Genomic DNA, 23,057 nt, shown 5'->3' with positions numbered 1-23,057 from the left:
ACTGCAAGGAGAGCCCGCCATGAAGGCCTTTTTCACCCAAAAGACGCCACGCAAAAGCCGTGGTTTTACGCTGATAGAACTGCTGGTGGTGCTGGCCATCCTGACCTTGCTGGCTGGCCTGGTGGGCCCCAAGGTGCTGAGCCAATTGGGTGGCGCCAAATCCAAGACCGCCGGCGTGCAGATTGCCGACTTACAAAAGGCGCTGGATATTTTCAAGCTCGATACCGGCCGCTACCCGACCACCGAAGAAGGTCTGGACGCGCTGGCCAAGCAGCCGGGCAATGTGCGCGGCTGGAACGGCCCTTATCTGTCGGGTGGCGTGCCCAATGACCCTTGGAACAACCCCTACCGTTACAGCTACAACGGTGGCCGGGTCGACATCCTGTCGCTGGGCGCTGATGGCCAGCCCGGTGGCGAAGGCGAAGCCGCCGATGTGCGCAACGCGCAGTAAACCGGCGCCTGCCACTTTTCCGGTCTGACCAGGAATCCCCGTGCCGACTGCCTTGCCATGGCTGCGCCGACACCCCCGCGCTACGCAGCGCCCAGCAGCCCATCAAGGCTTTACCTTGATCGAGCTGATGGTGGTGTTCGCCATCATGGCCCTGGTGGTGGCGATGGCGCCGGTCGCCTATGACCGGCTGAAAGACGGGGTGCAGTACCGCGACACCGTGCGCACGATGATCAGCCAGCTGCGCTCGGCCCGCTATACCGCCGTCTCGCAAGGCGAGCCGGTGCGCTTTACCGTGGACCTGCAGACGAGGCACTATGGCTATGCGGGCGCGGAAAAGGAAATTCCCGAGACCGTCGATCTGCGCACCACGGTCGCAGACCGCGAGTTTGTGCCCAACAGCTCGGCCTCGATTGTGTTCCTGGCCTCGGGGGGCTCCACCGGCGGCAGCGTGGAGATTCTGCGCAAAAACGGCGCTGGCACGCGCCTGCGGGTGGACTGGCTCTCAGGCCGCGTCACCCAGGAGCCCTTGTTCCAATGAGGGCGCTGTCGTCTCTGTCCCTGCGGCCGCGCCAGCAGCAAGGCATGACCTTGCTGGAGATTTTGGTGGCACTGTCCATCATGGCGATCTCGCTGGGCATGATCTACCGGGCCACGGGCAGCAATGCGCGCAGCGTCGGTGATCTCGATCGCTACCAATACGCGGTGCAACTGGCGCAGTCCATCATGGACTCGCGCGACTCGGTCTACGAAAGCGGCTGGAACGAATCGGGCCAGAGCAATGGCTACCAGTGGAGCGTGCAAAGCGCGCCGTTCAAGACCGGCGTGGACGAGAGCCCGAACATCCCCGTGTTGCATGAGGTGCACATCAGCGTGCACTGGGCCGAGGGCGAGCGCGCGCGCGTATTTGAGCTCACGACCTTGCGTGCGCAGCGCCGGCCACCCGACCCGGCAGAGAATGTGGTGCCACCAGGATGAGCCGCGTTCACCCGCATTTTTTTGTGCGCAGCCTGCATGGCCAGCGCCGCCAGGCCGCCGGCTTTACGCTGGTGGAGATGCTGGTGGCCATGTCCTTGCTGTCGCTGATCGTGCTGGGTTTGGCCGGCGCCATGGGCACCATGGGCCGGACGGAGACCAGCATCGACAACCGGCTCGAGCGCATGGATGAGTCGCGCGCGAGCACCGATTTCTTGCGCGCCGTACTGGGCCGCATCTCCGCCAAACGGGTGCAGGGGCTGCAGCAGCAAGGCATGCTCAGTGCCACGCCCTCGGTGTTTTTCTTTGAAGGCGCAGGCCAGTCGATGACCTGGGTGGGGGTGATGCCTGCACGTTACGGCGTCGGTGGCCGCTACCATTTCCGGCTAGCGATGGGCAGCTACGACGGCGCGCCTGCCGTCATGCTGAGCTACCTGCCCTGGATCGACCAGCAGACCCTGCCCGATTGGGGCGGGGCACAGACCTACCCGCTGCTGCAGCATGCAACGGGCCTGTCTTTCCAGTACCTGGACGGGGCCATTGACCCGCCGCAATGGGGCAGCGACTGGGGCGTGGTGGACCGGCTGCCGCAGGCGGTGCAGGTGGTGATGTCCACCGAATCGATGGTGCTGGCACCGGTGGTGGTGCAGTTGCGCGTGATGCCCGCGGGCGATCCCCGAGGAGGCGGCGGCGGCGCGAGCCTGGGAGGCTCGGTCGGATGATGCGCTTACAGATTCAACGCCGCACGGCCACAGCATCCTCCCAGCAGGGGATGGCCCTGATCGCCGTGCTTTGGCTGGTCGCGGCACTGAGCCTGATGGTCACGGGCGTCAGCGGTGTGGTGCGCCAGGAAGCCAAGATGGTGGGGGTTGCCAAGGACAAGGTGACCGCGCAGGCGGTGGGCGATGCGGCTGTGGTCATGGTGCTGCAGCAGCTGTCGGCCGACCGCACGATCTTGCAGGAAACCACCGAAACCTCGGTCAACTACCAGGGCGCGCAAGTGGCGGTCAGTGTGATGCCGCTCAATGGCCTGATCAATATCAATGGCGCATCGCTGCCGCTGTTGACGGCCCTGATGAGCGTTGGTGGCGGACTGCCAGAATCTGCAGCCCAGGAGCTCGCCGTGGCGATCCTTGATCGCCGTGAACGCGCGTCGCTCGATGGCCGCCGCCCTGAGCGTTTTGAGGCGATTGAAGACCTGATGCAGGTACCCGGAATCGATTACGACCTCTATGCTAGACTCGCGCCCTTGATCACCGCGTCAACCACTGGCTCGGGAGGCGCCACGGTCAATCCGCTGGCAGCTCCTCCGCAAGTTCTGCGGGTGCTGGCCAATGGCGACGAGGGTATTGCAGCCCGCATTGCCGCATCGCGCGGATCCGGCCAGACAGGCCTGGATACCACGGGCCTGGACGCCAACCTGGCGCGACCCGGCGGGGCGCAACGCCGTTACCGGATAACCGCCCAGGTGCCGATGGCCGATGGACGTATTTTTCTCGTAGATCGCAGTGTGTACTTTGGGGCCAGAACGCGGGACGGTCTGCCCTGGTACACGTTTGAGGCGCGCCAGATGCTGCAGCCAGCATCCTGATCGAAGCAAAGAACCCTTATGGCAATTTCAACTGAATCGCGCTTTTTTGGGCTGGATCTGAACCAGCTCAAGGCCGATGTTTTCAAGACATGGCGCAGGGCGCCGCAGTGGCCGCCGCTGTCATGGTTGCGGCCCGAGCAGATGCTGCGCCTGGTGCCTGCCGAAGGCGCGCCCAGCGTGGTGTGGGAGAGCGGCCAGCCTGTGGCCAAGGCCGGGCGGGAGCCTGGGTTTTGGGCGGTGGAGCTGCCCGAGCACATGGTGCTGCGCAAGACGGTGGCCCTGCCAGCCTTGGACCCCCAGGATTGCGCCAGCGCTGCCGAGCTGGAAGTGCAGGCGATCAGCCCCTTTGCCGCAGACGAGCTGCTCTGGGGTTACACCGAGCTGAGCCGCAGCAGCAAGGCGGTCAAATTGCTGGTGGTGCTGGCCTCCAGGACCCAGACCGAGCCCTATCTGCAGGCTCGGGTCGCGGAGCAACTGCACCTGCAAACGCTCAAAGGGCAGACCAAGGCCGAATCCTTGGAGCAGCCCGAGGTATGGGTGTTTGCTCCGGAGCGCATCCCCGTGGTGTTCCAGGGCTTTGGCGAACACGCCCGTTATGCCTGGGGCCGCAAGCGGCTGTGGTGGAATGTGAGTGGCGTGGCGCTCGCCTTGCTGCTGTGCGCTGCGATTGCTGCCACCCCTACGGCGCAGCTGCGGCTGCGCGCGATTGAGGCAACCCATGCCTATGAAGGCATGGCCGCCAAGACCGCCGATGTGGTGGCCAAACGCGAATCGCTGATCCAGAGTGCCGACAAGGTCGCGGGCCTGTCGGAGTTGCTGGGCGAACGCATTGATGGGGTCCAGGTGCTCAGCATGCTGACGAATGTGCTGCCCGATGATACGGCCCTCCAATCGGCGCGTATCCAGGGCAGCAAGGTGACGATATCTGGCTTGACCGAGAATGCCTCGGCCTTGATGCAAAAGCTGAGCAACCAGGATGGTGTCAAGGACGTGCGCGCCCCCAGCGCCGCCACGCGCATGGGTGGCGGTAATAAAGAGAGCTTTACCATCGAGTTGGGGCTGGATGCCAAGGTCTTTGGTCCTAAGACGATACAAGAGGTGGAAGTGGCGCACGCCAAACTGGAGCCAGCGGCATCTGTACCATCCACGCCGGCTGTGGATGCAGCGGCACCTGCAGCATCCGCGCCAGCAGCTACCGCGGCAGCAGCTACCGCGGCAGCAGCTGTCGGTGCGGCCGCACCTGCAGCAGCATCGGGTGAGCAAGGTCCCGCCAAGGCCAATGCAGATGGCAGCAAGCCTGGTCCGACACTGGGCGGCACAAAACGGGGCCCGACGCTGGGCGGAAGCAAACCGCAATCTCCTCCTGCCTCCGAATCTGGAGGGAAACAGCCATGATCGTTACCCGTCCCAATCGCAAAGAACTGCTGATTCTGGTTGCCACGGCCTCGCTGGTATTGCTGCCTTTGATCGGTCTTGGCAGCTATGTTGTCAGCAAACATATGTGGGCGCAGGCGCGCCTGTCGGAGTTCGAGCCTCGCTATGCGCGACTGCGTGGCCTTGATCTGCAGCGTGAGGAGATTGACCAGTCGCTCGAGCGCGCCCTGCAAATTCGCGCTGACTACATTTACCCAGGCAGCCAGGATGTGGCACAGACCGGCAATGCCGTGCAGCAGAAGGTGCGCAGCCTGTTGACCACAGCAGGGTTGACGGTGGTCAGCAGCCAAGTGTTGCCGGCCAAGGAAGAAAAGGGTTTTGACCGCATTCCACTGTCGGTACGCGCCGAAGGGGACTTGCTGGCCGTAGATAGCGCGCTGGCCGTGCTGAACGAGCAGCTGCCAGTGATGCTGCTGGCCGATGTGGAAGTCAGAAACCAGGGAACCTTGCAGGTGATGAATGAGAAGGCGGCGCCTCGCCTCACCCTTCAGATGACCTTGAGCGTATTGAGGGAGCGTCCATGAAGCGCTATATCAGTGTCATTCTGGTAGCGACCAGTGTTGTGCTGGCCTTGGTGCTGGCCTGGATGTGGTTCACGCCTAGTGGGGGGCTGAAGAATTCCCATTGGGAAATGCCCAGAGGCCAAAAGGCGAGTCTTGAAGATATCGTGCCCCGACTGGGCAAGGCACAGTCCATGGATCACAGCCAGTTTCTGGCCATGCTCGATCGCCCCTTGTTCTCTCCTACCCGGCGCCCGCCACCTCCACCACCGGTGGCTGCTGCAGAAGCGCCACCTCCGCCACCCGACTACCTGGCCGATGCCGTGCTGAGTGGCGTTTACATCGGGGAAGATGGCAAGAGTGGCGGCATCATCATCAAGTTCCAGGGCAAGGACAAGTCTCTGCCGCTGCGCGGCACGTTGGATGGCTGGACCTTGAGCTCGGTGGCCGACAACCGCGTGTATTTCACCCGCGCGGGCGTGACCAAGGAAATCGCTTTGCAGAAGGGCAAGCTGCAGCAGGGCTATACCCCCGCAGCAGAGCCCGGTGTGCCCCAGCGGGCCCTACCTGCCCAGATCGGACAGCAGCCCTCCGTTAGCGATACCCCCACACCCCGTCGCCGCGCGAGCATTGGCGGCACTACGCCTGCAAAGCGCCCTTGAGCGCGGCAGTCTTTATAAATAGATAGATCCTAGGGTTAGAACCATGAAGTCTCCCATATTTTTCAAGACTGCACTGGTGGTCGCACTGGGCCAGATGGGCATGCTGCTGCCGCTCCATGCGCAAACCGCTGCCCCGCAGCCGTCTTCTCCATCGGCAGCACAAGCAAGTACTCAGCTGCCGGTACTGCAAGCGCCCAATATCATGATCAGCCCCAAGAAGGGCGGCGATGAGGAAGAGGAGTCGACCGAGCCGCGCGTGCTGCGTGGCACGGACAAGTTGCTCAATATCGACAAGTCGACCCCCATTGCCGGCGGTGCGCCGGTCAGCTTCCGCTTTGAGGAAGCGCCAGTGGCCGAAGTGGTTCGTACCGTGCTGGGCGATATCCTCAAGATCGACTATGTGATGCACCCGCCGCTGCAAGGCACGGTGACCTTGACGACCCCGAAGCCGATCGACCCGGACAAGGCAGTCTTCCTGCTGGAGGCCGCGCTGCAGGCCAACGGTCTGGCGATGGTGCGCGATGCCCGTGGTACCTACCAGGTGGGCAAGCCCGAGGTGCTGCGCAGTCTGGTGGGCAATGTGCGTATGGCCGGTGCTCCCGGCAGCATGGCCCCGGGTTATGGCGTGATCGTGGTGCCGCTGCAATACATTGGCGCCACCGAGATGTCCAATATCCTCAAGCCCATCATCCCGGCAGAGGCCCTCATCAAGGTGGATACCGTGCGCAATGTGCTGATCATGCAAGGCACACGTACCCAGTCCGAAGGCTGGATGGAGATGGTCAAGACCTTTGACGTGGACCTGCTCAAAGGCATGTCGGTGGGCATCTATCCGCTCAAGCACGCCTCGATTGAAGAAGTCAGTGCGGCGCTGCAAATGGTTAACGGCGGTGGTGGCCAGGCGGGCCAGGGACAAGGTGCAGGCGGTACTGCTGGCATTGCGGGTGGTTCTGCGAGCGCTGCCGCTGCACGCCGCCCCGGCCAGGCGACTGGCGCCGCAGTCAGTGGAGGCAATAACCAGCTGAGCGGCAATGCGGCCGCCGCAGCTGCGCTGCTGACTTCGTTGGGTGACTCCAACCCGCTGTTTGGTGCGTTGCGCGTACTGCCCATTCCGCGCCTTAATGCGCTGATGGTGATCACGCCGCGTGCCTCCTATCTAGATGAAGCCGAACGCTGGATTCGCCGTCTCGACGTGCCAGGCTACGGCGGCAGCGAGCCCGAGCTCTATGTCTACCGCGTGCAAAACGGCAATGCCAAGTACCTGGCCCAAGTGCTCAACGGCATCTTTGGCGGCCAGCAGGGCGCTGGCGGCAACATGACCTCGGGTGTTGCGCCCGGTCTCAATGGCGTCAACAACAATAACAACAACCGTATCGGCAGCGGCTTTAACAGCTTTGGCAGCGGTTCGGGCTTTTCCTCGGGCTTTGGCAACAACAATGCCAACCGCTTGGGCACCAGCGGCAACAACCAGCAGCAAGGCGGCACCCCCACCATCACTGCGACTGCCATTGGCGATATCCGTGTCGTGGCTGATGAGTTCAACAACACCATCCTGGTCTGGTCCACCGGCTCCCAGTTCCGCAAGATCGAGTCCTCGCTCAAACGTTTGGATGTGGCACCTATCCAGGTGCTGATTGAGGCCAGCATCATCGAGGTGTCGCTCAATGAGAACTTGCAATATGGTGTGGAGTGGTTGTTCCGTAACAGTGGCATCGGAGGGCGCAATTTCTCGGGCACCGGCAGCCTTGGCACTCTGAATAACACGACTCCCGGCACTATTGCTGCCGCAGCGGGCAATTTCACCTATTCGCTATTCAACAGCGGTGGTGATATCGCCGCCCGCTTGAGTGCGGTGGCGGGCCAGGGGCAGGTGAAGATGCTGTCCAGCCCATCTGTGATGGTGATGGACAACCACCCCGCGACCATCTCGGTCGGCGAGCAGATCCCCGTCAAGGTCAGCAGCTACATCACCACCAATAGCTACTTGTCGGACAACTACCAGCTCAAAGACACGGGTGTGATTTTGAATGTCACCCCTTCGGTCAATTCTGGCAATATGGTCAGCTTGCAGATCGACCAGTCTGTCATCGATAGCGCGGGCCTTGACGCCGCATCGCAACAGACCAAGTTCTCCAACCGCCAACTGACGAGCAAGCTGGCGGTGCGTTCTGGTGAGTCGATCGTCATGGGTGGCTTGATCAAAGACCAGAATGAAGATACCAATTCGGGCATTCCTTTGCTGAAGGACATTCCTATCATTGGTAAAGCTTTCAGCAGCACTACCAGAAGTTCCAAGCGGACGGAACTTCTGCTGGTGATGACGCCTCGAGTGGTACGCACCGACGTCGATGTGCGCGAAGTCAGTGAAGAGCTGCGTGACCGCCTGCGTGGCTTGAATGACGATGATCTGTTGATTCGTTCGAATGCCTCTACGCGTCCTGCGTCGCAGGTCGCCCCTGTGCAGCCTGTGCAGGCACAGTAATAAGCTATGTTGTAAAGATATTGAAAAATGACTTCAAATTTGATGATTCAATCTGCGAAAGCTTTGTTTGCAATGGGGGCTGCGGCCTCCATGGTCGCCTGCGCCAGCCTGCAGCCGGCCACGCCTGAAGAGACGGTCGCCAAAAACGCACTGGCTTTCACCAACGCACGTATCAAAGGCGACCATACAGCTGCTTACGGCTATACCAATGCGGCTTACCAAAAGGCACAGACGCTGGAGCAATACAAAAAGGCCTATCCTGGCACATTTGCGCAGTCTGCCGCGATCCATGACGTCAAATGCAGTGAGGAAAAGTGCGACGTCGGAATCGATTTGAAGGTCAAACCGCCGCTGATAGGCAAAAATCTGGGTACCATTGACATGTATTCGAAGCAAACTTGGTTGCTCGAAGACGGTCAGTGGCGACTCTATCTGGAGCCCTGAGCTCGCTGCCAAGTCAGGCGAGCTGTGTGGAATGTAGACGGTTGTTGTAAATTCTCAACAGCTACTGCAAAAAAACAGGGCCCTGGCTTTGCAAACCGCGAAGGCGCTATGCTATTATTTCTTAGCGTAAACAATCGTGGTAGTTGCGCTGACTAACTTTTTTTAACTGGAGTGTGTTTATGAAGAAAAATGTTCTGGCTCTGAGCATTGCTGCCATGATTGGCGGTTTTGCTGGTGCTGCTTCCGCTCAAACTTTTACTGCCCCATCGGCAACCAAGTTCGAGCAATCTGAAGGCGGCGTGGGTCACATTTTGGTGGTTCCTTACTTCACCACGCAAAATGACAACATGACCGTGTTCCACGTGGTCAACACCGACACCGTGAACGGCAAGGCTCTGAAGGTTCGTTTCCGTGGCGCTGCCAACTCTGACGATATCTTGGACTTTACCGTGTTCCTGTCGCCTTACGACGTGTGGACCGGTTCGGTGCAAGCGGATGCCAATGGTTCGTACTTCATGACGGCTGACAACAGCTGCACGTACCCCAACATCCACAACACCAAGGTCAGCTTCGTGCAAGACCGTCTGTCCAGCAGCTGGACCGCCGAAAAGCGTGTGAACAACACGAAGGAAGGCTACGTTGAAATCCTGAACATGGCTGACGTGACTCCTACGTCCGACCTGTTCAAGACCATCAAGCACGCCACCAACGGCGCGCCTGCTTGTGCTGATTCCGTGCTGGAGCAGACGCTGGCTATCAACCCAGAAACCGAAGAAGCAGCTGTGAAGCTGGGCTACAACACGCCTACCGGCCAACTGACCGGCGACTGGTACATCCTGAACGTGAACCAAACCACCACGTTCTCCGGTGCTGCTACCGCTATCAAGGCTGTGGACGACGCAGGTGTAAACGCTCGCGGTCAATTCGTGGCTTTCCCACAGGATGACCGTGCAGTTGCTGTGGCTGACATCGGTGACTACACCGCTGACCCACTGTTCAAGGTCGGTTCCAACATCGTGTTTGGTGACGCAGCTACTGGCACCCCAGTGACGACTCCTCTGGTTCAAGCCGTGAACTACGACTTCCCAGATCTGTCGACGCCTTACCTGACCACCACCACTTCCGCTGAAGCTCAAGCTTCGCTGTTGACCCAAGCTGTGGCCAACAATGGTGTGTCCAACCAGTTCGCTACCGATTCCATCATCGCTGCGAAGACTGACTGGGTGCTGTCCATGCCTACCCGTCGTTACAGCGTGGGTGCAAACTATGCAGCTGAGAAGTCTGGCGAATACCGTGTGTTCAACACCGGTGTGGTTGCTGCCGACACCACCCGTTTCTTCTCGTTTGGTAACACCTCGGTGGATGCCGACGGTAACATCTGCGTGGACACCGCCAGCAACACCTTCTACGACCGTGAAGAATCTTCCGTGCGTAACGGCGCTGTGATCTCCCCCGGCACCGCTAAGGTGATCCGTCTGTGCGGCGAAGTGAATGTGCTGGCATTCAAGGACACCGGTACCTCCGTGCTGGGCGCTTCGGTGGCTCGTCAGACCGCTGATGTGAAGTACGAAAACGGCTGGGGCACTGTGAGCTACACCCGCTCGCTGCCAGTGGTTGGTTCTTCGTTCATCAAGCTGACCAACAGCGGCGGTCTGGCCAACAACTTCAGCGGTACCTACGGTATCACCTGGCCTCACCGTTTCTCCAAGTAATTCATACTGTGGCCGCAAGGCCATAGCTTGAATCGCTGAGAGAACAAGCCAAAGGGCAGAGAGCAATCTCTGCCCTTTTTACATTTCTAAAACACTTGCCAATGCCATGGCCTGACACCAGGCTGTTTGATTTGGTATCCTAGCCTTTTTGCCAGTAGGACTGTGAATGCGAAACCGTTTGTTTTTTGCCCCTGTGGGCATGCTGTTGAGTGCTTTTGCTCTGGCCGCTTCTGCAGCAGCCAGTGACAGTCAGGTGCTGGTGTCTGGTGTGCCAGGTGCCGAAGTCAAGACCATAGATGTACAAGCTGAAGTACAGCGCCTGCCAGCTGAGATGCGCGCTCCCTTCCTGGCCAACAAGGATGGCATCCAGCAAATGGTGCATGCGCTGTTTGTGCGCCGCGCTATGGCGGCCCATGCGCGCTCCATCGGTGTGGCGGATGACCCCGAAATTGCCGCCGCTGCACGCATCGCCGCAGACAAGGTGATCTCGGATGCCTACTTGGCCAAGTTCAATGCCCAGCATACCCCGGATCCCAAGGTGATCGAGGCGCAGGTCAAGGCCCACTATGCGGCGAACAAGGACAGCATGGCTACGCCTGAAGAAGTGCATCTGGCCCATATCCTGGTCAAGGGCAAGGATGACGCAGCCAAGAAAAAGGCCGAGAAGCTGTTGGCCGAAGCCAAGGCGGGTGCCGATTTCGCCAAGCTGGCCAAAGAGAATTCTGAAGACCCTGGCAGCGCCTCACGGGGTGGTGATCTGGGCTTCATCGCGCGTGGCCGCATGGTGCCCGAGTTTGAAAAAGCAGGTTTTGCACTGAGCAAGCCGGGTGAATTTGCCCCCGTGGTGGAAAGCCAGTTTGGCTACCACGTGATCAAGTTTATCGAGCGCAAGCCTTCTGTGCCCAAGACTTTCGAAGAAGCACGCCCGGAACTGGAGAAGCAGTTCACGCAAAAGGCTTTGGCTGCGGCGCGCGAGGCAGAGGTCGAGAAAGTGACCGAAAAGGCCAAGTTTGACGAAAAGGCCCTGGAAGCGTTCTTGGCACAATCTAAGGCAAAATAAACCCTTGGTCATGCCTAGGAGGCAAGGAGGAGGCTGAAACAGTCTTCTCCTTTTTTCATGGGCGCTTTGTTTTTCAACTTCCAACTTTGATGCGCACCTTTTTGCACAGTATCCAAGAGGTCTGGAACGCCCGGGCGCTGGTGGGCGTGATGACACGCCGCGAGGTAGCGGCACGCCATGCCGGCACCGCGCTGGGCGTCATCTGGCCCTACCTGCAGCCGCTGTTGTCTGTGGCGGCCTACTACCTGGTGTTCGACATCGTGTTTGCGATGCGGCTGGGGGAGGGCGCATCCAGCCATGCGGTGGGCACCTTCCTGATCGTGGGCGCGCTGCCCTGGATGGCGTTTTGCGATGCAGTCTCGCGCGGCATGGGCAGCTTGCTGGAGGCGGGCTCCATCTTGCAGAAGAACCCGCTGCCACCAGTGCTGTTTCCGGTGCGCTCGGTGCTGGCCAGCTCCTGGATCTTTGGCCCCTTGATGCTGCTGTTGGCGCTGTGCTATATCCCCGTGCACCATATGCAATGGGGGGTACTGGCCTTGCTGCCGCTGATGGCGATGCAGCTGCTGATGACCTTGCTGCTGTCGTATGCACTGGCGATTTTTGCCGCAGCTCTGCGTGATACCGTGCAGCTGGTGGGTTTTACATTGTCGGTGGGTATCTACCTGACGCCGATCCTATTTCCGATCACGATGTTTCCACAGGGCTGGCGCTGGCTGCTGTGGTTCAATCCGATGGCGTCCTATGTGATGGGCTACCAGTCGGCACTGTTGCAAGGCCAGTGGCCGGAGCTGCAGGTCTGGGTGGTGAGCGCCGTGTGGATTGCACTGCTTGCCGTGGTGGTGAATGTGCTGGTGCGGCGCAGCCGTGACCAGCTGGTGGACTGGCTATGACGGGCGTGCAGATGGCAAAGACGCAAGAGGCTGCTGCGGTGCTGGTGGTCAAAAACCTGGGCAAGGAATACAAGCTCTATGATTCGCCGCGCCAGCGCGTCAAGGCGCTGTTGACTGGGCGGGCCATGCATCGCAGCCACTGGGCGCTGCGCGATGTCAGCTTCAGTCTGGGGCGCGGCCAGTGCATTGGCGTGGTGGGCGACAACGGGGCGGGCAAGAGCTCGCTGCTCAAGCTCTTGGCCGGCACCATGCAACCGTCCGCAGGCTCGATTGAACGCTCGGGCCGCATTACCGCGATTCTGGAGCTGGGCGCTGGTTTTCACCCCGATTTCAGCGGCCGCGACAACCTGTACTTTGCCGGCAGCCTGATTGGCATCAGCCAAGAGGAGATGCGCAAGCTCGAGCCCGAGATAATTGCGTTCTCGGAGCTGCAGGATGCCATCGACCGGCCGGTGAAAACCTATTCTTCGGGTATGAATGTGCGCCTGGCCTTTGCGCTGGTCACTGCCGTGCAGCCCGATGTGCTGATCGTCGATGAGGCGCTGGCCGTGGGTGACCAGAGCTTTCAGAAAAAATGCATCGAGCGCATTCTGGACTTTCGCCAAAAGGGCTGCACCATCCTCTTTTGCTCGCACAGCCCCTACCATATCCGCCATCTCTGCGATGCCGCACTGTGGCTGGAGCAGGGCCAGGTGCAGATGTTTGGCGAGACCGAGGCGGTGCTGGCGGCCTACGATGCACGCACCCGCAATTTGCAAAAGGAGAAAGACCGCCTGCAGTGGGGTGAAGATGCGCCGACGGACGCTCTGGCTACGTCAGACCATCCGGATTCGGCTGGTCCGCCCGATGCCCCGGATGCGCCCTTCGTCGTCAAGCCGCCCGATACCAGCCGGGTCGTTCCGCACGAAGGTGCCTGCATCCTGTCTGCCGATATCGAGAATCTGGATGGCGGTGATCCCCCGGTGCTGCGCAGTGATGACCTGGTGGTGACGATCAAGGTGCGCGGCAATGGTGATGAGGTGCCCAATGTGGGCTTCATGCTGGAGCAAAAGGATGGCGTGGGCATCACCTGCATTGCCACCCACGAAGAGGGGGCTGAGCCGGTACGTCAGCACGATGGAAGCTGGCAATCGGTGCTACGGTTTACCGATTTGCCACTGCACAGCGGGGACTACACCGTGAGCGCCTATCTGTTCGATCGCTCCGGCCTCGCGGTGTATGATCATTGGTTCCAGTACCAGACCTTCCGGTTTGTGTACCCCAAGCCCTTGCCAGGCCTCGTTCGCCTCCCGCATTCCTGGAGCTGAGCGCTGCGCACTGGCCGGCGAGCGCATTCCAATCTAATCTTTATGACCACGAGCTCCGAACATCCGCTCATTGATGATGCCATGCAGCTGCTGGCCGATGGCAATCGTGCTGGGGCCTCTGAGCTGCTCCTGCGCGCCCGCGCTGACAAGGCAACCTTGCTACAGGCGCATGCCTTGATTGAACAGTACGGGCTGGACGGCTGCTTCAGCAATATCTTCGGCCTTGACTGCAGCATCTCCGACAAGGACGATATCTTTGGTTTCTTCTGCGGTCACCCATCGAGCAACAACCCCTTGCGGGACTACCTGGCCGACGGCTGGCGCACCCTTGCCGAGCTGATGACCTTGCTGGAGAGCGTGGACAAGCCTCTGATGGGAACCCGGAATTTTCTTGAATTTGCCAGCGGGCATGGCCGTTTTACGCGGCATCTGGCCAAGGCTTTGGGCCCTGAGCGTGTGACGGTCTCGGATGTGGTGGCCGATGGTGTGGCCTTTGCGAAGGTGACTTTTGGTGTGCAGGGCTTTGCCTCGGTTTCCAAGCCTGAGGAGCTGCAGGCGCCGCGCCAATACGATGTGGTGTTTGTGCTGTCGCTCTTCACCCATTTGCCGCGCGCCACCTGGAACACCTGGCTCAAGGCCTTGTACGACCTGGTCGAGCCTGGCGGCGTGCTGGTCTTCACCACCCACGGCGCCAAGGCGACGGCCTATGACCGGGTCGTGCTGGATGAGGAGGGCTTTTTCTTCACCCCATTCAGCGAGTCGAACGCGATCGATTTTCAGGAGTATGGCCTGACCTTTACCTCCGAGCAGTTCGTGCGCGAACAGATCGATGCGGTCATGGGGCTGGACAAGCTGCTGAGCTTCTCGCCCGTACATTTCTGGAACCACCAGGACGCCTTTGTCCTGCAGCGGCCACTTTAAAAAGGCGTCTGATGGCTTGGATGGATCGACTGCGTGAACGCCTCTGGGGTATGTCCCCTTGGGATGCCGGCAAGATTTCCGACGAATGGTTTCGTATCCATTTTGAGTACGCCGCCGACGTCACCCACCAGTGGATAGGCAGTGTGCTGGATGTCAAACAGTCCCGGCTGCTGCAGTTTGGCTGCGGTGACAGCGTGACCGATCTGGGCATTGTGCTGCGCCACGGTGCACGGTCCATCCACTGTGTGGATGTTATGCAGGGCTACCGCAAGCTTCCCGAAGTCGCGCTGGCGCAATTGGGCATGGCCCGCCTGCCCGCCGCGCTGAGCTATCAAACCATCCAGCCCGGTGAGGTGCTGGCTGGCCAGAAGCCCTTGTACGACGGCATCATGAGCTGGTCGGTGTTTGAACATGTGAATCGGGAGCAGGTGCTGCCGATCCTGCGCGACCTCTACCAATGCCTCAAACCAGGAGGCCACTTTTTCCTGCAGATCGAGCCGCTGTATTACTCGGCCTACGGCTCACACCTGCGTCGTTTCAGCGAGCTGCCCTGGCATCATCTGCTGGCCTCCGAAGACGAGCTGTGGGCAGCCGTACAGGCGCACCGCGATGCGATCAAGGCGGACGAAGCAGATCTGGCGCTCGAAGACCTGGGAATGGAGAAGTACAAGCGCTACATCTTCGATGAGTACCTGGCGCTCAACAAGTTGACGGCGGACGAGTTGGTCTCGCTTGTCAAACAGGCCGGTTTTGCCATTCTGCGCGAGAAGCGTGGCGACACCGAACCCACTGCGCCAATCCCGGAAGCACTGCTGCAGCGTTACCCGCGTGAGGTGCTGGTGAACAACGAGATATTTTTAATGATGCAGCGTCCCGCCTGAGCTGCGCGCCGGGCAGGAACGACACAAGGACGATGCCATGCAACTGCTGCGCCGATTGCAGGACAGATTTTTGGGCTTCTCCCCCTGGGACGACAGCCGAATTACCGACGAATGGTTCCGTTCTCACTTCCACTACGCATCCGATGTGGTGGCGCAGTGGCTCAGCCCAGTGATGGATGTAAGTACCGCCCGGCTGCTGCAGTTTGGCTGCGGCGATGGCATCACCGATCTGGCCCTGGTGCTGCGCCATGGCGCGGGGGCCATCCACGGCATCGATGTGCGCCAGGAATACGCCAAGCTGCCCCGCATTGCGCAGGAGCAACTGGGCATGCAGCGCATTCCGGCGGCGCTGAGTTTTCAGACCATCACGCCCAGCGCGCCGCTGGCGGGCCAGGCGCCGCTCTATGACGGCATCATGAGCTGGTCGACCTTTGAGCATGTGCAGCGCGACCAGCTGCTGCCCATCCTGAAAGACCTGCTGGCCTGCCTCAAGCCCGGCGGGCATTTCTTCTTGCAGATTGAGCCGCTGTTCTACTCGGCCTTTGGCTCGCACCTACGCCGTTATGACGATGTGGCTTGGCACCACTTGCTGGTGGACGAAGATGCGCTCTGGAAGGTCATTGAAGCTTACGACGGCGAACTCAGCCCCGATGAGGTGGACTTTGGCTTTGCCGATTTTGGGCCGGAGGGCTACAAGCGCTTTGTGTTCAAGGAATACCAGGAGCTCAACCGCCTGACCGCCGATGAGCTGGTGGCGCTGGCCAAGGAAGCCGGCTTTACGGTGGCACGCGAAGAGCGCCGCCACTATGAACCGGGGCCCGTGCCCGAGGCCTTGCTGGCGCAGTACCCGCGTGAGGTGTTGACCAACAACGAGATCTTTTTGCTGCTGCAGCGCCCCGTTTGACCGCTGGCCGGCAGCCCGCTCTGGGCCCCGGCCAGTTTTCCGTCAGGCGGCGGGTTGGGTGCCTGCCGCAGCTGCTGCCGGCTGCAGCGGTGCCGAGACGCTGGCGCTGTAACTCAGGCGCTGCATGCGCTGGCCCAGGCCGCTGCGGCTAAAGAGCCGGCGGTTGATCGAGGCCTCACAGTGCAGCGGCGTGCGCACCAGCCAGCAGGTATGGCGCACTTCAAATGCGGGGTGGAAGTACGGGTCGCCCTGGTCCAGAAAATCGCGCCAGCGGCTGGCGAACAGCGCCGAGTCCTCGGGGTGCGGGTCATAGCCTTCGGCCTTGCCCCGGGTGATCGACTCATGGTGCACCAAGGTGGCCTGCGGGCAGTACAGCACGCGCCAGCCCAGCTGCAGGGTGCGCAGGCACAGGTCCACATCGCCAAAGCCCACGGCCAGCTTTTCGTCATAGCCGTCGATGGCATCAAAGGTTTCCTTGCGCATCAACAGGCAGGCAGCGGTCACGGCCGATACCTCGTGCGTGCTCACCAAACGGCCCATGAAGGCGATGTCGACGCGGTCGGGCGGCAGCTTCAGGAACTTGCCATAGTGCTCGGCGATGCCAAAGGCGCCCACGCAGACACCGGCGTGCTGGATCGAGGTGCGGTCAGGGTAGAGCAGCTGCGCGCCCACCATGCCCACGCTCGGGTCTTGGCACTGCGACAGCATGTGCTCCAGCCAGCCGCTCTCCAGCGCCTCGATGTCGTTGTTGCAGAACAGGTAGTGGCTGTAGGGGCGGGTCAGCTGGCGCACGGCCCAGTTGTTGATGGCCGAGAAGTTGAAGGGCCCCTGGTAGCGCAGCACGGTGGCGGTTCCTTCTTGCTCCAGTTGTGCAAAGTAGTCGAGGCTGGCCTGCTCGGTCGATGCATGGTCGATCACGATCAGGTCATAGGCAGCATGCTGCACGGTGGCGCGGATGCTGTCCACGCACTGGCGCACGAGGCTGCCGTAGTTCTTGGTCGGGATGATGATGGCCACGCGCTGGCCATCGGCGATCTGGTGCTGCGTTTCAAAGAAGTTGAACGACACCCCGGGGGCCGAGCGCGCCGCCACGCCGCTGCGGTCCAGGTGGCGCTGCAGTACGGCGGTCGATGTGCTCATCACCTGGGCCATCTTGTCGTGGCCGGCCGAGCCAGTGTGGGTGCGCCATTGGTAGAGGATCTCCGGCAGGTGCACGATGCGGCTGGCCGCTTCGCTGATCCTCAGGATCAGGTCGTAGTCCTGCGAGATGCCCAAGGCCTCGTCAAAGCCACCCAGGCTGCGCAGCAGCGCGGTGCGAAAGCCCACCATGTGCACGATATAGGGGTGGCTGCGCAGGTATTCGGGCGAGAAGGCCGGGCGGTGGAAGTACTGCAGCACCTCTTTGCCATCAGGGCTGACCAGCACTTCGTCCGAGTACAGCATGTCCGGGTCATCGGCCATGACGCTTTGGGCGACGCGGTAGATGGCCTGGGGCTGGAGCAGGTCGTCATGGTCGAGCAGTACGACAAACGGAGACGTGGCCAGCGCCAGCGCCCGGTTGCTGGCGTGCGACACGCCATGGTTGTTCTCGCCCAGGTGCAGCTTGATGCGCGGCTCCTGCGCGGCCAGCTCCTGCAGCATCTGGCGCACATGGGGCTTGGGCGATGCATCGTCGGCAATGCACAGCTCCCAGTGCGGGTAGATCTGGGCGCGTACCGAGTCGACCATCGCGGTGAGCATGGCCGGGTCGGTGTTGTAGGTGGGCACCAGGATGGAGATGCTGACGGGCTGCTTTAACGCGGCAATCTCGGCGCGCAGCACGGGCAGCACTTCGCTGGCCAGGCGCTGCTGGTAGTCCTGCCAGGCATCGGTAGGGGCGACGGGCACCGTCGGTGCATCGGGATGGCCCAGCGACAGCAGCTGGTGCTTGAGCATCTGGGTGCCGCCCGTGCGCCAGGCGCGCCAGAGCCTGCGGCTGTTGCTGCCCAACTGGCGTGGATCGGCGGCCAGCAGGTACAGGCTGCGGCCCAGCTGGCGCAGCTTGTGGGGCAGCTTGCGCAAGGTAGAGAGAGTGGATGACAAGGAGTGGCTCTTTGTTTTTTGTAGCGGTGGGTGCTTGATTTGCAAGCACTATTGGCGCATTTTATTTAATTGGCAGACTGGCGCAGGCCCGTCAGGTAATCGTGTCCGTAGCTCCAGGGCTGCAGGTACTGGGCCTTCCGCTCGACCGCAGCCGCCGGCGCCGGCAGCGGTGGCTGGCCGTCAACGTACTGGTGCTGGCGGATGTCCTGCATCAGCGCCAGCCATTCGTCGGCCGAGGTGCTCCAGGGGCGCAGCCAGGTCCAGGGGCGACCTGCCAGGCGTTCGGGGAAGGCGCCGATATCGGGCGCGATCACCGGCACCCCCGCCTGCAGGCAGGCGCTCAAGGTGTAGCTATAGGTCTCGGGCCACAGCGCCGGGAACCAGACCACATCGGGCTGGAGGCGCGCCATCAGCGCGGGCAGGTCGGCATCGTCATAGGGGCCATGGATGGTCAGGCTGGCATGGGGCTGGGTGCGCATGCGGCGGTGCGGGTAGCCCAGCAGGTGCAGCTCGACAGGCGCTTCGCTTTGGGCGGCGGCCAGCGCTACGGCTTCCATCACATCGCCCCCCTTGGCCAGGCTGACGCCGCCGAGGATAAAGACGCGCAGATGGGCATGGGGCGCCAGCGGCTGGCCCTTGGGCACAGGCAGCGAGGCGGCATCGGGGATGTCATGGTGCGTGACATAGCGCACTGGCGCATCGGGGAAGTACTGGTGCATGCGCAGTGCCGCATCCTTGCTGGGCGCGAGCACATAGCGCGCCTGGTTCAGGAACAGGCGGTGGCGCATGCGCCAGGCATCGATGTACTCGCCAGTCGGCGCCGGCTCGGCGCCCGAGCACTGCGGGCACTGCGGCACACCCAAGGCTGCATAGCGCGGGTTGTGGGTGGGCTCCATCAGGTTGATCTGCGGGCAGATCGCGTAGTAGTCGTGGGCGGTGAAGTCATAGCGCACACCCAGCAGCTCGGGCAGGCGCATCACTTCCAGGTTCAGCCCCATCAGGTGGTGGAAGTGGACATGGCTCACGCCCAGCTCGCGCAGCAGTGCCACCAGCGCTTCCGATTGCGTAGGCCAGTGGAACTCCTCGTCATAGCCTTCGGCGGCATCGAGCCACTGCAGGCGGATGTAGTTGTCTTCCAGCGGGGTCAGGGCCAGCGATACCGCGCGGTCGCGCAGGCTGTGGGCCAGCTCCTTGACATGGCGCAGCGTGCCGCCGCCCGCGTTGTGCAGCACCATCAGCACGCGCGGCAGCGGGTGCTGGCGCAGGCGCGCCTTGTCGATGGCATTGCGCGCGGCCTGGGCCGGGTTGGCCTTGAGATGCGCTTGCACCAGGCTGTCGTAGCGGGGGTGCAGTTGCAGCAGGGTCTGGTAGGCGGCCTGCTCGCGCGGCGTCTTGCTGTCGCCAAAGCTGACGCCGCCGGTGTGCAGCACCACGCTGTCCAGCGCCAGCAGATGGCGCCAGCCCAGGTCATGGGCGCGCATGCAAAAGTCGTTCTCTTCGCCGTAGCCTTTGCCGAAATGCGCCACATCGAACAGGCCGGTCTGCGCCAGGCAGTCGCGGCGGATGTACATGCAAAAGCCCACGCCGGTGGGCACTTCGACCGTCTGCCCGGCATTGGCGCTGGCGGCTAGGTGGTTCAGGCGCAGCAGATCGGCGTCGGCCGGCAGCGCATTCTTTTCGCAAAAGCGCGGGTAGCTGCAGATCGTTGCGTTGTTGGACAGCGGCGTGACGCTGCCCACGTCGGTGGCGCTGTAGGCCGCCCGGTGCAGGCGGTCCAGCCATTCGTGCGACACCTCCGTGTCGCTGTTGAGCAGCAGCACATCATGGCTGGGGTTGAGCGCCATGCCGCGGTTGACGGTGGCCACAAAGCCCAGGTTGCTGTCGTTCTCCAGCAGCTGCACACGGCTGTCCTGCTGGGCCAGCTCGCGCAGCCAGGCGGTCAATTCCGGCTCGGGGCTGGCGTCATTGATCACCACCAGCTGGCTGTTGGTTTGCGTCGCCGCCTGCAGCACCGATTGCAGGCAACGCTGCGTATCGCCCAGGCCCCGGTACACCGGGACGATGATGTCGACCATGGCCGCGGGCTGGGCGGCTGCCAGCGGGCGCACCGGCTCGGCCAGGGTGTCAGCGGGCGCTGCTTCCTCGACCACGACGGCGAGCAGGGTCTCATCCTGCACCTCAGCGATCATCTCCGCTGCATCGACTGCTTGCACTGCATCCTGCACAGGCTCTGGCTCGGGCACATGCACGACGGCCGGGGCGGGCGCAGGCCGGCCGCGCAACCGGGCCTTGGCGCTGGCCAGTTTCTGGCCCACGCGGTAGGCCTCCGAGGCCTCGATATTGCCCAGATGGGTTTGCAGGTTGCCGATATGGGTCTGCTGGCCCTGGATATGTTCTTGCTGCTGGGCAATCGCGGCTTCCAGGTTGTCTTTCTGCGCCTGCATATGGGCCTGCAGCAGCCGCAGCTGGGTGTGGGCATCGGCCTGGGCCTGCTGGGCGCGCAGCACCTCGGTGTCGGCATGGCGGATGCGGGCCTGCAGCTCCTGGGCGCTATCGGCCAGCGCGGCGTAGTCGGCCGACATGGGCCAGCCCAGGCTCACTTCCAGCACGGCGCCCTCGGTCTGCAGGCAGTCCTGCAGCAGCGCCGGGTCAATCGGCAGGTGCAGGTGCGGGTCATCGCCGGTCAGCAACAGCAGGGTGCTGCCCGGCGCGGTGGCGGGGGCCGGCTGCCAGCTGATCTGGCTGTGCGGCACCTGGGCCAGCGCTTCGGGCTGGTCGGCGTCCCAGCGCCAGCGCAGCGCGCCGCTGGCGTCATAGAGGCGCATCGCATGCAGGTGCAAAAAGCCAGGGCGGTCGGCCGGGTCCCAGCGCAGGCTGGGTTGGGCGCCTTCAAAGCGCGGCAGCGCAAAGCGAATGCTCTGCTGCAGGGCGCCAATCTGGCCCTTGGCAATCAGCTTGTGCGATTCGCTGAACTGGCCGGCATCGGCCCAGTACAGGTTGGTGGTGAAGCTGGCATGCGCTGTGTTGGCCTCGCTCTCGATCGCCAGCAGCGCATGGGCCTGGGCGGCAGCGGCATCGCTGCTGGGCCGGATGCTGCAGATGAACTGGTAGGCCAGCGCATCGGGCTGGGCCAGCAGGTAGCGCATCACGGCGGGCGGCAGGCTGTCGGCGGTGGTGCGGGCAAATTCGGATTCGTCGAGCGGGCGGTCGATGGTCTCGATCGACTGCACGCTCCACTGGCCCGCTTGCATCAGCCGCAGCAGCGACTGGCGGGTGAAAAAGCGCAGGTGGGTGGCGTCGAGCAGGCCTTCTTCGCGGTAGCGCAGCTCGCCCTGCATCAGCTCCATCACCAGGCCGCAGTAGCCGGCGTTGGGGATCGAGACCAGGATTTCGCCGTTTTCTGCCAGCAGATCGCGGCAGTCGGCCAGCAGTTGCTCGGGCTGGCGCAGGTGCTCCAGAACATCGGCGCAGACGATATAGTCATACTGACGCCGCGTAAAAGCCTCCGCCAGGTTGATCTGTTCCAGATCGGCCACGGCCAGATCGCGATAATACGGCCTGGCGAGCGCGGCCTCCTCGGCGCTGAACGTCACACCATCGAGGGTACAGGCCTTGTGCTCGTGCAGGTACTGGCCCAGCACGCCGGGGCCGCAGCCCAGATCGAGCACACGGGCGCCCGGCGGTATCTTGTTCGCCAGCACGGACAGCGAGCTGCGCTGCTGGAGATCGATGTGGCGGGTGTAGACGTGGTGTTCGCGGGTCATGGATATGGGAATGGGTAGGAATTCTGCCGAGATAGGCCTGCAGATGCAGGTGAAAGATGAATGACTGACAAGCAAAATCGTGTGGCAATTCTATTGTCTACATACAACGGCGAGCGGTTTCTGCCTGCGCAGCTCGATTCCCTGCTGGCGCAAAGCCATGCGGGTTGCGATATCTGGGTGCGCGATGACGGCTCCAGTGACCAGAGCCTGGCCATTGTCCGGCGCTATGCCAGCATCCATCCCAACATCCACATCCAGGCCGGCGAGAACTTTGGTTTTGTAGCTAGTTTTTACGAATTATTGCAAAACGTGGGCGCGGGCTATGGCTTCTATTTCTTCTGTGACCAGGATGACGTCTGGCTGCCCAGCAAGGTGAGCCGCGCGCTGGCGCTGCTGGAAGGCGAACAGGGCTCCGCGCTCTACTGCTCGCGCACCCAGTATGTGGACCGCGATCTGCAGCCCATCGGCCCTTCGCCCGATTACGACCGCCGCTGCATTGGTTGGGGCAATGCGCTGGTGCAGAACATTGCGACCGGTTGCACGATGGCCCTCAACCGCGCGGCGCGCGAGCGCCTGCTGGCGCAGCGCCCCGGCTTTTGCCTGGCGCATGACTGGTGGGCCTACCTGGTGGTGTCGGCCTTTGGTCAGGTGGTGTTCGACAGCGAGAGCCATATCCTCTACCGCCAGCATGGCAGCAACACCATCGGCATGCAAAAGCAGGGCCTGGCGGGCCAATGGGCGCGCGTGCAGCGCTTTTGGCGCCGGCTGCGCCAGGCGGGCCCGGGCTGGATCGACCAGCTGAGCGAGTTCGACCAGCTGCATGGCGCAGACCTGGCCGATGCCCAGCGCCGCCAGCTGCGCATGCTGATCCGCTCGCGCAGCAGCTGGACGACGGCGCTGCGTGCCTCGGCCCAACGCTATTACTGGCGCATGAGCAAGGTCGACACCTTGATATTGCGTGTGCTGCTGGCGCTGCGCCTGTACTGAGGCGCTGTTACAA

At 62.1% G+C, this 23,057-nt stretch carries 20 protein-coding genes; 18 read left to right on the top strand and 2 right to left on the bottom strand.

All coding sequences use genetic code 11. The features are described 5' to 3' along the window. The first annotated feature begins 19 nt into the window (after window positions 1-19). The 17 genes from gspG (at window position 20) to WH303_RS17510 (ending at window position 16,211) form a co-directional block, all read left to right on the top strand. Window positions 20-451, top strand: a complete 432-nt coding sequence (gspG, locus tag WH303_RS17590) for a type II secretion system major pseudopilin GspG (RefSeq protein ID WP_021028973.1) — start codon at window positions 20-22, stop codon at window positions 449-451. A 40-nt stretch (window positions 452-491) separates the two neighbouring features. Beyond that, window positions 492-989: a GspH/FimT family pseudopilin gene (locus WH303_RS17585; protein WP_312986317.1), complete on the top strand. Its 498-nt coding sequence runs from the start codon at window positions 492-494 to the stop codon at window positions 987-989. Continuing rightward, entirely contained in the window at window positions 986-1,426 is a 441-nt protein-coding gene (locus WH303_RS17580) for a type IV pilus modification PilV family protein (RefSeq protein ID WP_021028971.1), read from the top strand. The genes WH303_RS17585 and WH303_RS17580 overlap by 4 nt, the downstream gene beginning before the upstream one ends. Continuing rightward, window positions 1,423-2,145 (top strand): prepilin-type N-terminal cleavage/methylation domain-containing protein, encoded by a 723-nt coding sequence (locus WH303_RS17575; RefSeq protein WP_339520073.1) that lies wholly within the window; start codon window positions 1,423-1,425, stop codon window positions 2,143-2,145. Before WH303_RS17580 ends, WH303_RS17575 begins: the two co-directional genes overlap by 4 nt. 50 nt (window positions 2,146-2,195) lie before the next feature. Then, window positions 2,196-3,014, top strand: coding sequence for a type II secretion system protein GspK (locus WH303_RS17570; protein WP_148293330.1), 819 nt, complete (start codon window positions 2,196-2,198; stop codon window positions 3,012-3,014). Window positions 3,015-3,032: 18 nt separating this feature from the next. After that, a complete protein-coding gene (locus WH303_RS17565; RefSeq protein WP_339520071.1) occupies window positions 3,033-4,409 on the top strand; it encodes a PilN domain-containing protein in 1,377 nt (458 codons plus the stop codon). After that, window positions 4,406-4,972, top strand: a complete 567-nt coding sequence (gene gspM, locus WH303_RS17560) for a type II secretion system protein GspM (protein ID WP_339520069.1) — start codon at window positions 4,406-4,408, stop codon at window positions 4,970-4,972. Before WH303_RS17565 ends, gspM begins: the two co-directional genes overlap by 4 nt. Then, window positions 4,969-5,610: a hypothetical protein gene (locus WH303_RS17555; protein ID WP_339520067.1), complete on the top strand. Its 642-nt coding sequence runs from the start codon at window positions 4,969-4,971 to the stop codon at window positions 5,608-5,610. The genes gspM and WH303_RS17555 overlap by 4 nt, the downstream gene beginning before the upstream one ends. Before the next feature lie 43 nt (window positions 5,611-5,653). Further along, window positions 5,654-8,092 carry a type II secretion system secretin GspD gene (gene gspD, locus WH303_RS17550; RefSeq protein ID WP_339520066.1) on the top strand — a complete coding sequence of 813 codons (2,439 nt, stop codon included), beginning with the start codon at window positions 5,654-5,656 and terminating at the stop codon, window positions 8,090-8,092. 27 nt (window positions 8,093-8,119) lie between these two features. Continuing rightward, window positions 8,120-8,536, top strand: coding sequence for a hypothetical protein (locus WH303_RS17545; RefSeq protein ID WP_339520064.1), 417 nt, complete (start codon window positions 8,120-8,122; stop codon window positions 8,534-8,536). Window positions 8,537-8,715: 179 nt separating this feature from the next. Next, on the top strand, window positions 8,716-10,248 hold the full coding sequence (locus WH303_RS17540; protein WP_339520063.1) for a cell surface protein: 1,533 nt from the start codon (window positions 8,716-8,718) through the stop codon (window positions 10,246-10,248). Window positions 10,249-10,579: 331 nt separating this feature from the next. Beyond that, window positions 10,580-11,308: a peptidylprolyl isomerase gene (locus tag WH303_RS17535; RefSeq protein ID WP_339520061.1), complete on the top strand. Its 729-nt coding sequence runs from the start codon at window positions 10,580-10,582 to the stop codon at window positions 11,306-11,308. Window positions 11,309-11,397: 89 nt separating this feature from the next. Continuing rightward, window positions 11,398-12,198 carry an ABC transporter permease gene (locus tag WH303_RS17530; protein WP_339520059.1) on the top strand — a complete coding sequence of 267 codons (801 nt, stop codon included), beginning with the start codon at window positions 11,398-11,400 and terminating at the stop codon, window positions 12,196-12,198. A gap of 11 nt (window positions 12,199-12,209) precedes the next feature. After that, the gene (locus WH303_RS17525) at window positions 12,210-13,505 is read left to right on the top strand and encodes an ABC transporter ATP-binding protein (protein ID WP_339520058.1); all 1,296 of its coding nucleotides are present in this window, start codon (window positions 12,210-12,212) and stop codon (window positions 13,503-13,505) included. A 42-nt stretch (window positions 13,506-13,547) separates the two neighbouring features. Next, complete coding sequence (locus WH303_RS17520; RefSeq protein ID WP_339520057.1) at window positions 13,548-14,426, top strand: class I SAM-dependent methyltransferase; 879 nt, start codon at window positions 13,548-13,550, stop codon at window positions 14,424-14,426. Window positions 14,427-14,437: 11 nt separating this feature from the next. Next, the gene (locus WH303_RS17515) at window positions 14,438-15,307 is read left to right on the top strand and encodes a class I SAM-dependent methyltransferase (RefSeq protein ID WP_339520055.1); all 870 of its coding nucleotides are present in this window, start codon (window positions 14,438-14,440) and stop codon (window positions 15,305-15,307) included. A 37-nt stretch (window positions 15,308-15,344) separates the two neighbouring features. After that, the gene (locus WH303_RS17510) at window positions 15,345-16,211 is read left to right on the top strand and encodes a class I SAM-dependent methyltransferase (RefSeq protein ID WP_339520053.1); all 867 of its coding nucleotides are present in this window, start codon (window positions 15,345-15,347) and stop codon (window positions 16,209-16,211) included. A 42-nt stretch (window positions 16,212-16,253) separates the two neighbouring features. On the opposite strand, the gene WH303_RS17505 is transcribed toward WH303_RS17510, so the two are convergent. Together WH303_RS17505 and WH303_RS17500 are read right to left on the bottom strand one after the other, a co-directional pair. Further along, the gene (locus tag WH303_RS17505) at window positions 16,254-18,293 is read right to left on the bottom strand and encodes a glycosyltransferase family 2 protein (RefSeq protein ID WP_339520051.1); all 2,040 of its coding nucleotides are present in this window, start codon (window positions 18,291-18,293) and stop codon (window positions 16,254-16,256) included. Between the two features lie 65 nt (window positions 18,294-18,358). Then, complete coding sequence (locus tag WH303_RS17500; RefSeq protein WP_339520049.1) at window positions 18,359-22,057, bottom strand: methyltransferase domain-containing protein; 3,699 nt, start codon at window positions 22,055-22,057, stop codon at window positions 18,359-18,361. Window positions 22,058-22,138: 81 nt separating this feature from the next. On the opposite strand from WH303_RS17500, the gene WH303_RS17495 reads away from it, so the two are divergent. Further along, a complete protein-coding gene (locus WH303_RS17495; protein WP_339520047.1) occupies window positions 22,139-23,044 on the top strand; it encodes a glycosyltransferase family 2 protein in 906 nt (301 codons plus the stop codon). The last annotated feature ends 13 nt before the right edge of the window (window positions 23,045-23,057 follow it).

This window comes from Comamonas sp. MYb69, assembly GCF_037479315.1.
Classification (GTDB): domain Bacteria; phylum Pseudomonadota; class Gammaproteobacteria; order Burkholderiales; family Burkholderiaceae_C; genus Comamonas.
This window is presented reverse-complemented; position numbering and strand designations above follow the sequence as displayed.

What these genes read in the sequence shown, in the direction of transcription:
- gspG (WP_021028973.1), top strand. Translation starts at nt 20, where the DNA reads ATGAAGGCCTTTTTCACCCAAAAGACGCCACGCAAAAGCCGTGGTTTT.
- WH303_RS17580 (WP_021028971.1), top strand. Translation starts at nt 986, where the DNA reads ATGAGGGCGCTGTCGTCTCTGTCCCTGCGGCCGCGCCAGCAGCAAGGC.
- WH303_RS17575 (WP_339520073.1), top strand. Translation starts at nt 1,423, where the DNA reads ATGAGCCGCGTTCACCCGCATTTTTTTGTGCGCAGCCTGCATGGCCAG.
- WH303_RS17570 (WP_148293330.1), top strand. Translation starts at nt 2,196, where the DNA reads ATGGCCCTGATCGCCGTGCTTTGGCTGGTCGCGGCACTGAGCCTGATG.
- WH303_RS17565 (WP_339520071.1), top strand. Translation starts at nt 3,033, where the DNA reads ATGGCAATTTCAACTGAATCGCGCTTTTTTGGGCTGGATCTGAACCAG.
- gspM (WP_339520069.1), top strand. Translation starts at nt 4,406, where the DNA reads ATGATCGTTACCCGTCCCAATCGCAAAGAACTGCTGATTCTGGTTGCC.
- WH303_RS17555 (WP_339520067.1), top strand. Translation starts at nt 4,969, where the DNA reads ATGAAGCGCTATATCAGTGTCATTCTGGTAGCGACCAGTGTTGTGCTG.
- gspD (WP_339520066.1), top strand. Translation starts at nt 5,654, where the DNA reads ATGAAGTCTCCCATATTTTTCAAGACTGCACTGGTGGTCGCACTGGGC.
- WH303_RS17545 (WP_339520064.1), top strand. Translation starts at nt 8,120, where the DNA reads ATGACTTCAAATTTGATGATTCAATCTGCGAAAGCTTTGTTTGCAATG.
- WH303_RS17540 (WP_339520063.1), top strand. Translation starts at nt 8,716, where the DNA reads ATGAAGAAAAATGTTCTGGCTCTGAGCATTGCTGCCATGATTGGCGGT.
- WH303_RS17535 (WP_339520061.1), top strand. Translation starts at nt 10,580, where the DNA reads ATGCGCGCTCCCTTCCTGGCCAACAAGGATGGCATCCAGCAAATGGTG.
- WH303_RS17530 (WP_339520059.1), top strand. Translation starts at nt 11,398, where the DNA reads ATGCGCACCTTTTTGCACAGTATCCAAGAGGTCTGGAACGCCCGGGCG.
- WH303_RS17525 (WP_339520058.1), top strand. Translation starts at nt 12,210, where the DNA reads ATGGCAAAGACGCAAGAGGCTGCTGCGGTGCTGGTGGTCAAAAACCTG.
- WH303_RS17520 (WP_339520057.1), top strand. Translation starts at nt 13,548, where the DNA reads ATGACCACGAGCTCCGAACATCCGCTCATTGATGATGCCATGCAGCTG.
- WH303_RS17515 (WP_339520055.1), top strand. Translation starts at nt 14,438, where the DNA reads ATGGCTTGGATGGATCGACTGCGTGAACGCCTCTGGGGTATGTCCCCT.
- WH303_RS17510 (WP_339520053.1), top strand. Translation starts at nt 15,345, where the DNA reads ATGCAACTGCTGCGCCGATTGCAGGACAGATTTTTGGGCTTCTCCCCC.
- WH303_RS17500 (WP_339520049.1), bottom strand. Translation starts at nt 22,057, where the DNA reads ATGACCCGCGAACACCACGTCTACACCCGCCACATCGATCTCCAGCAG.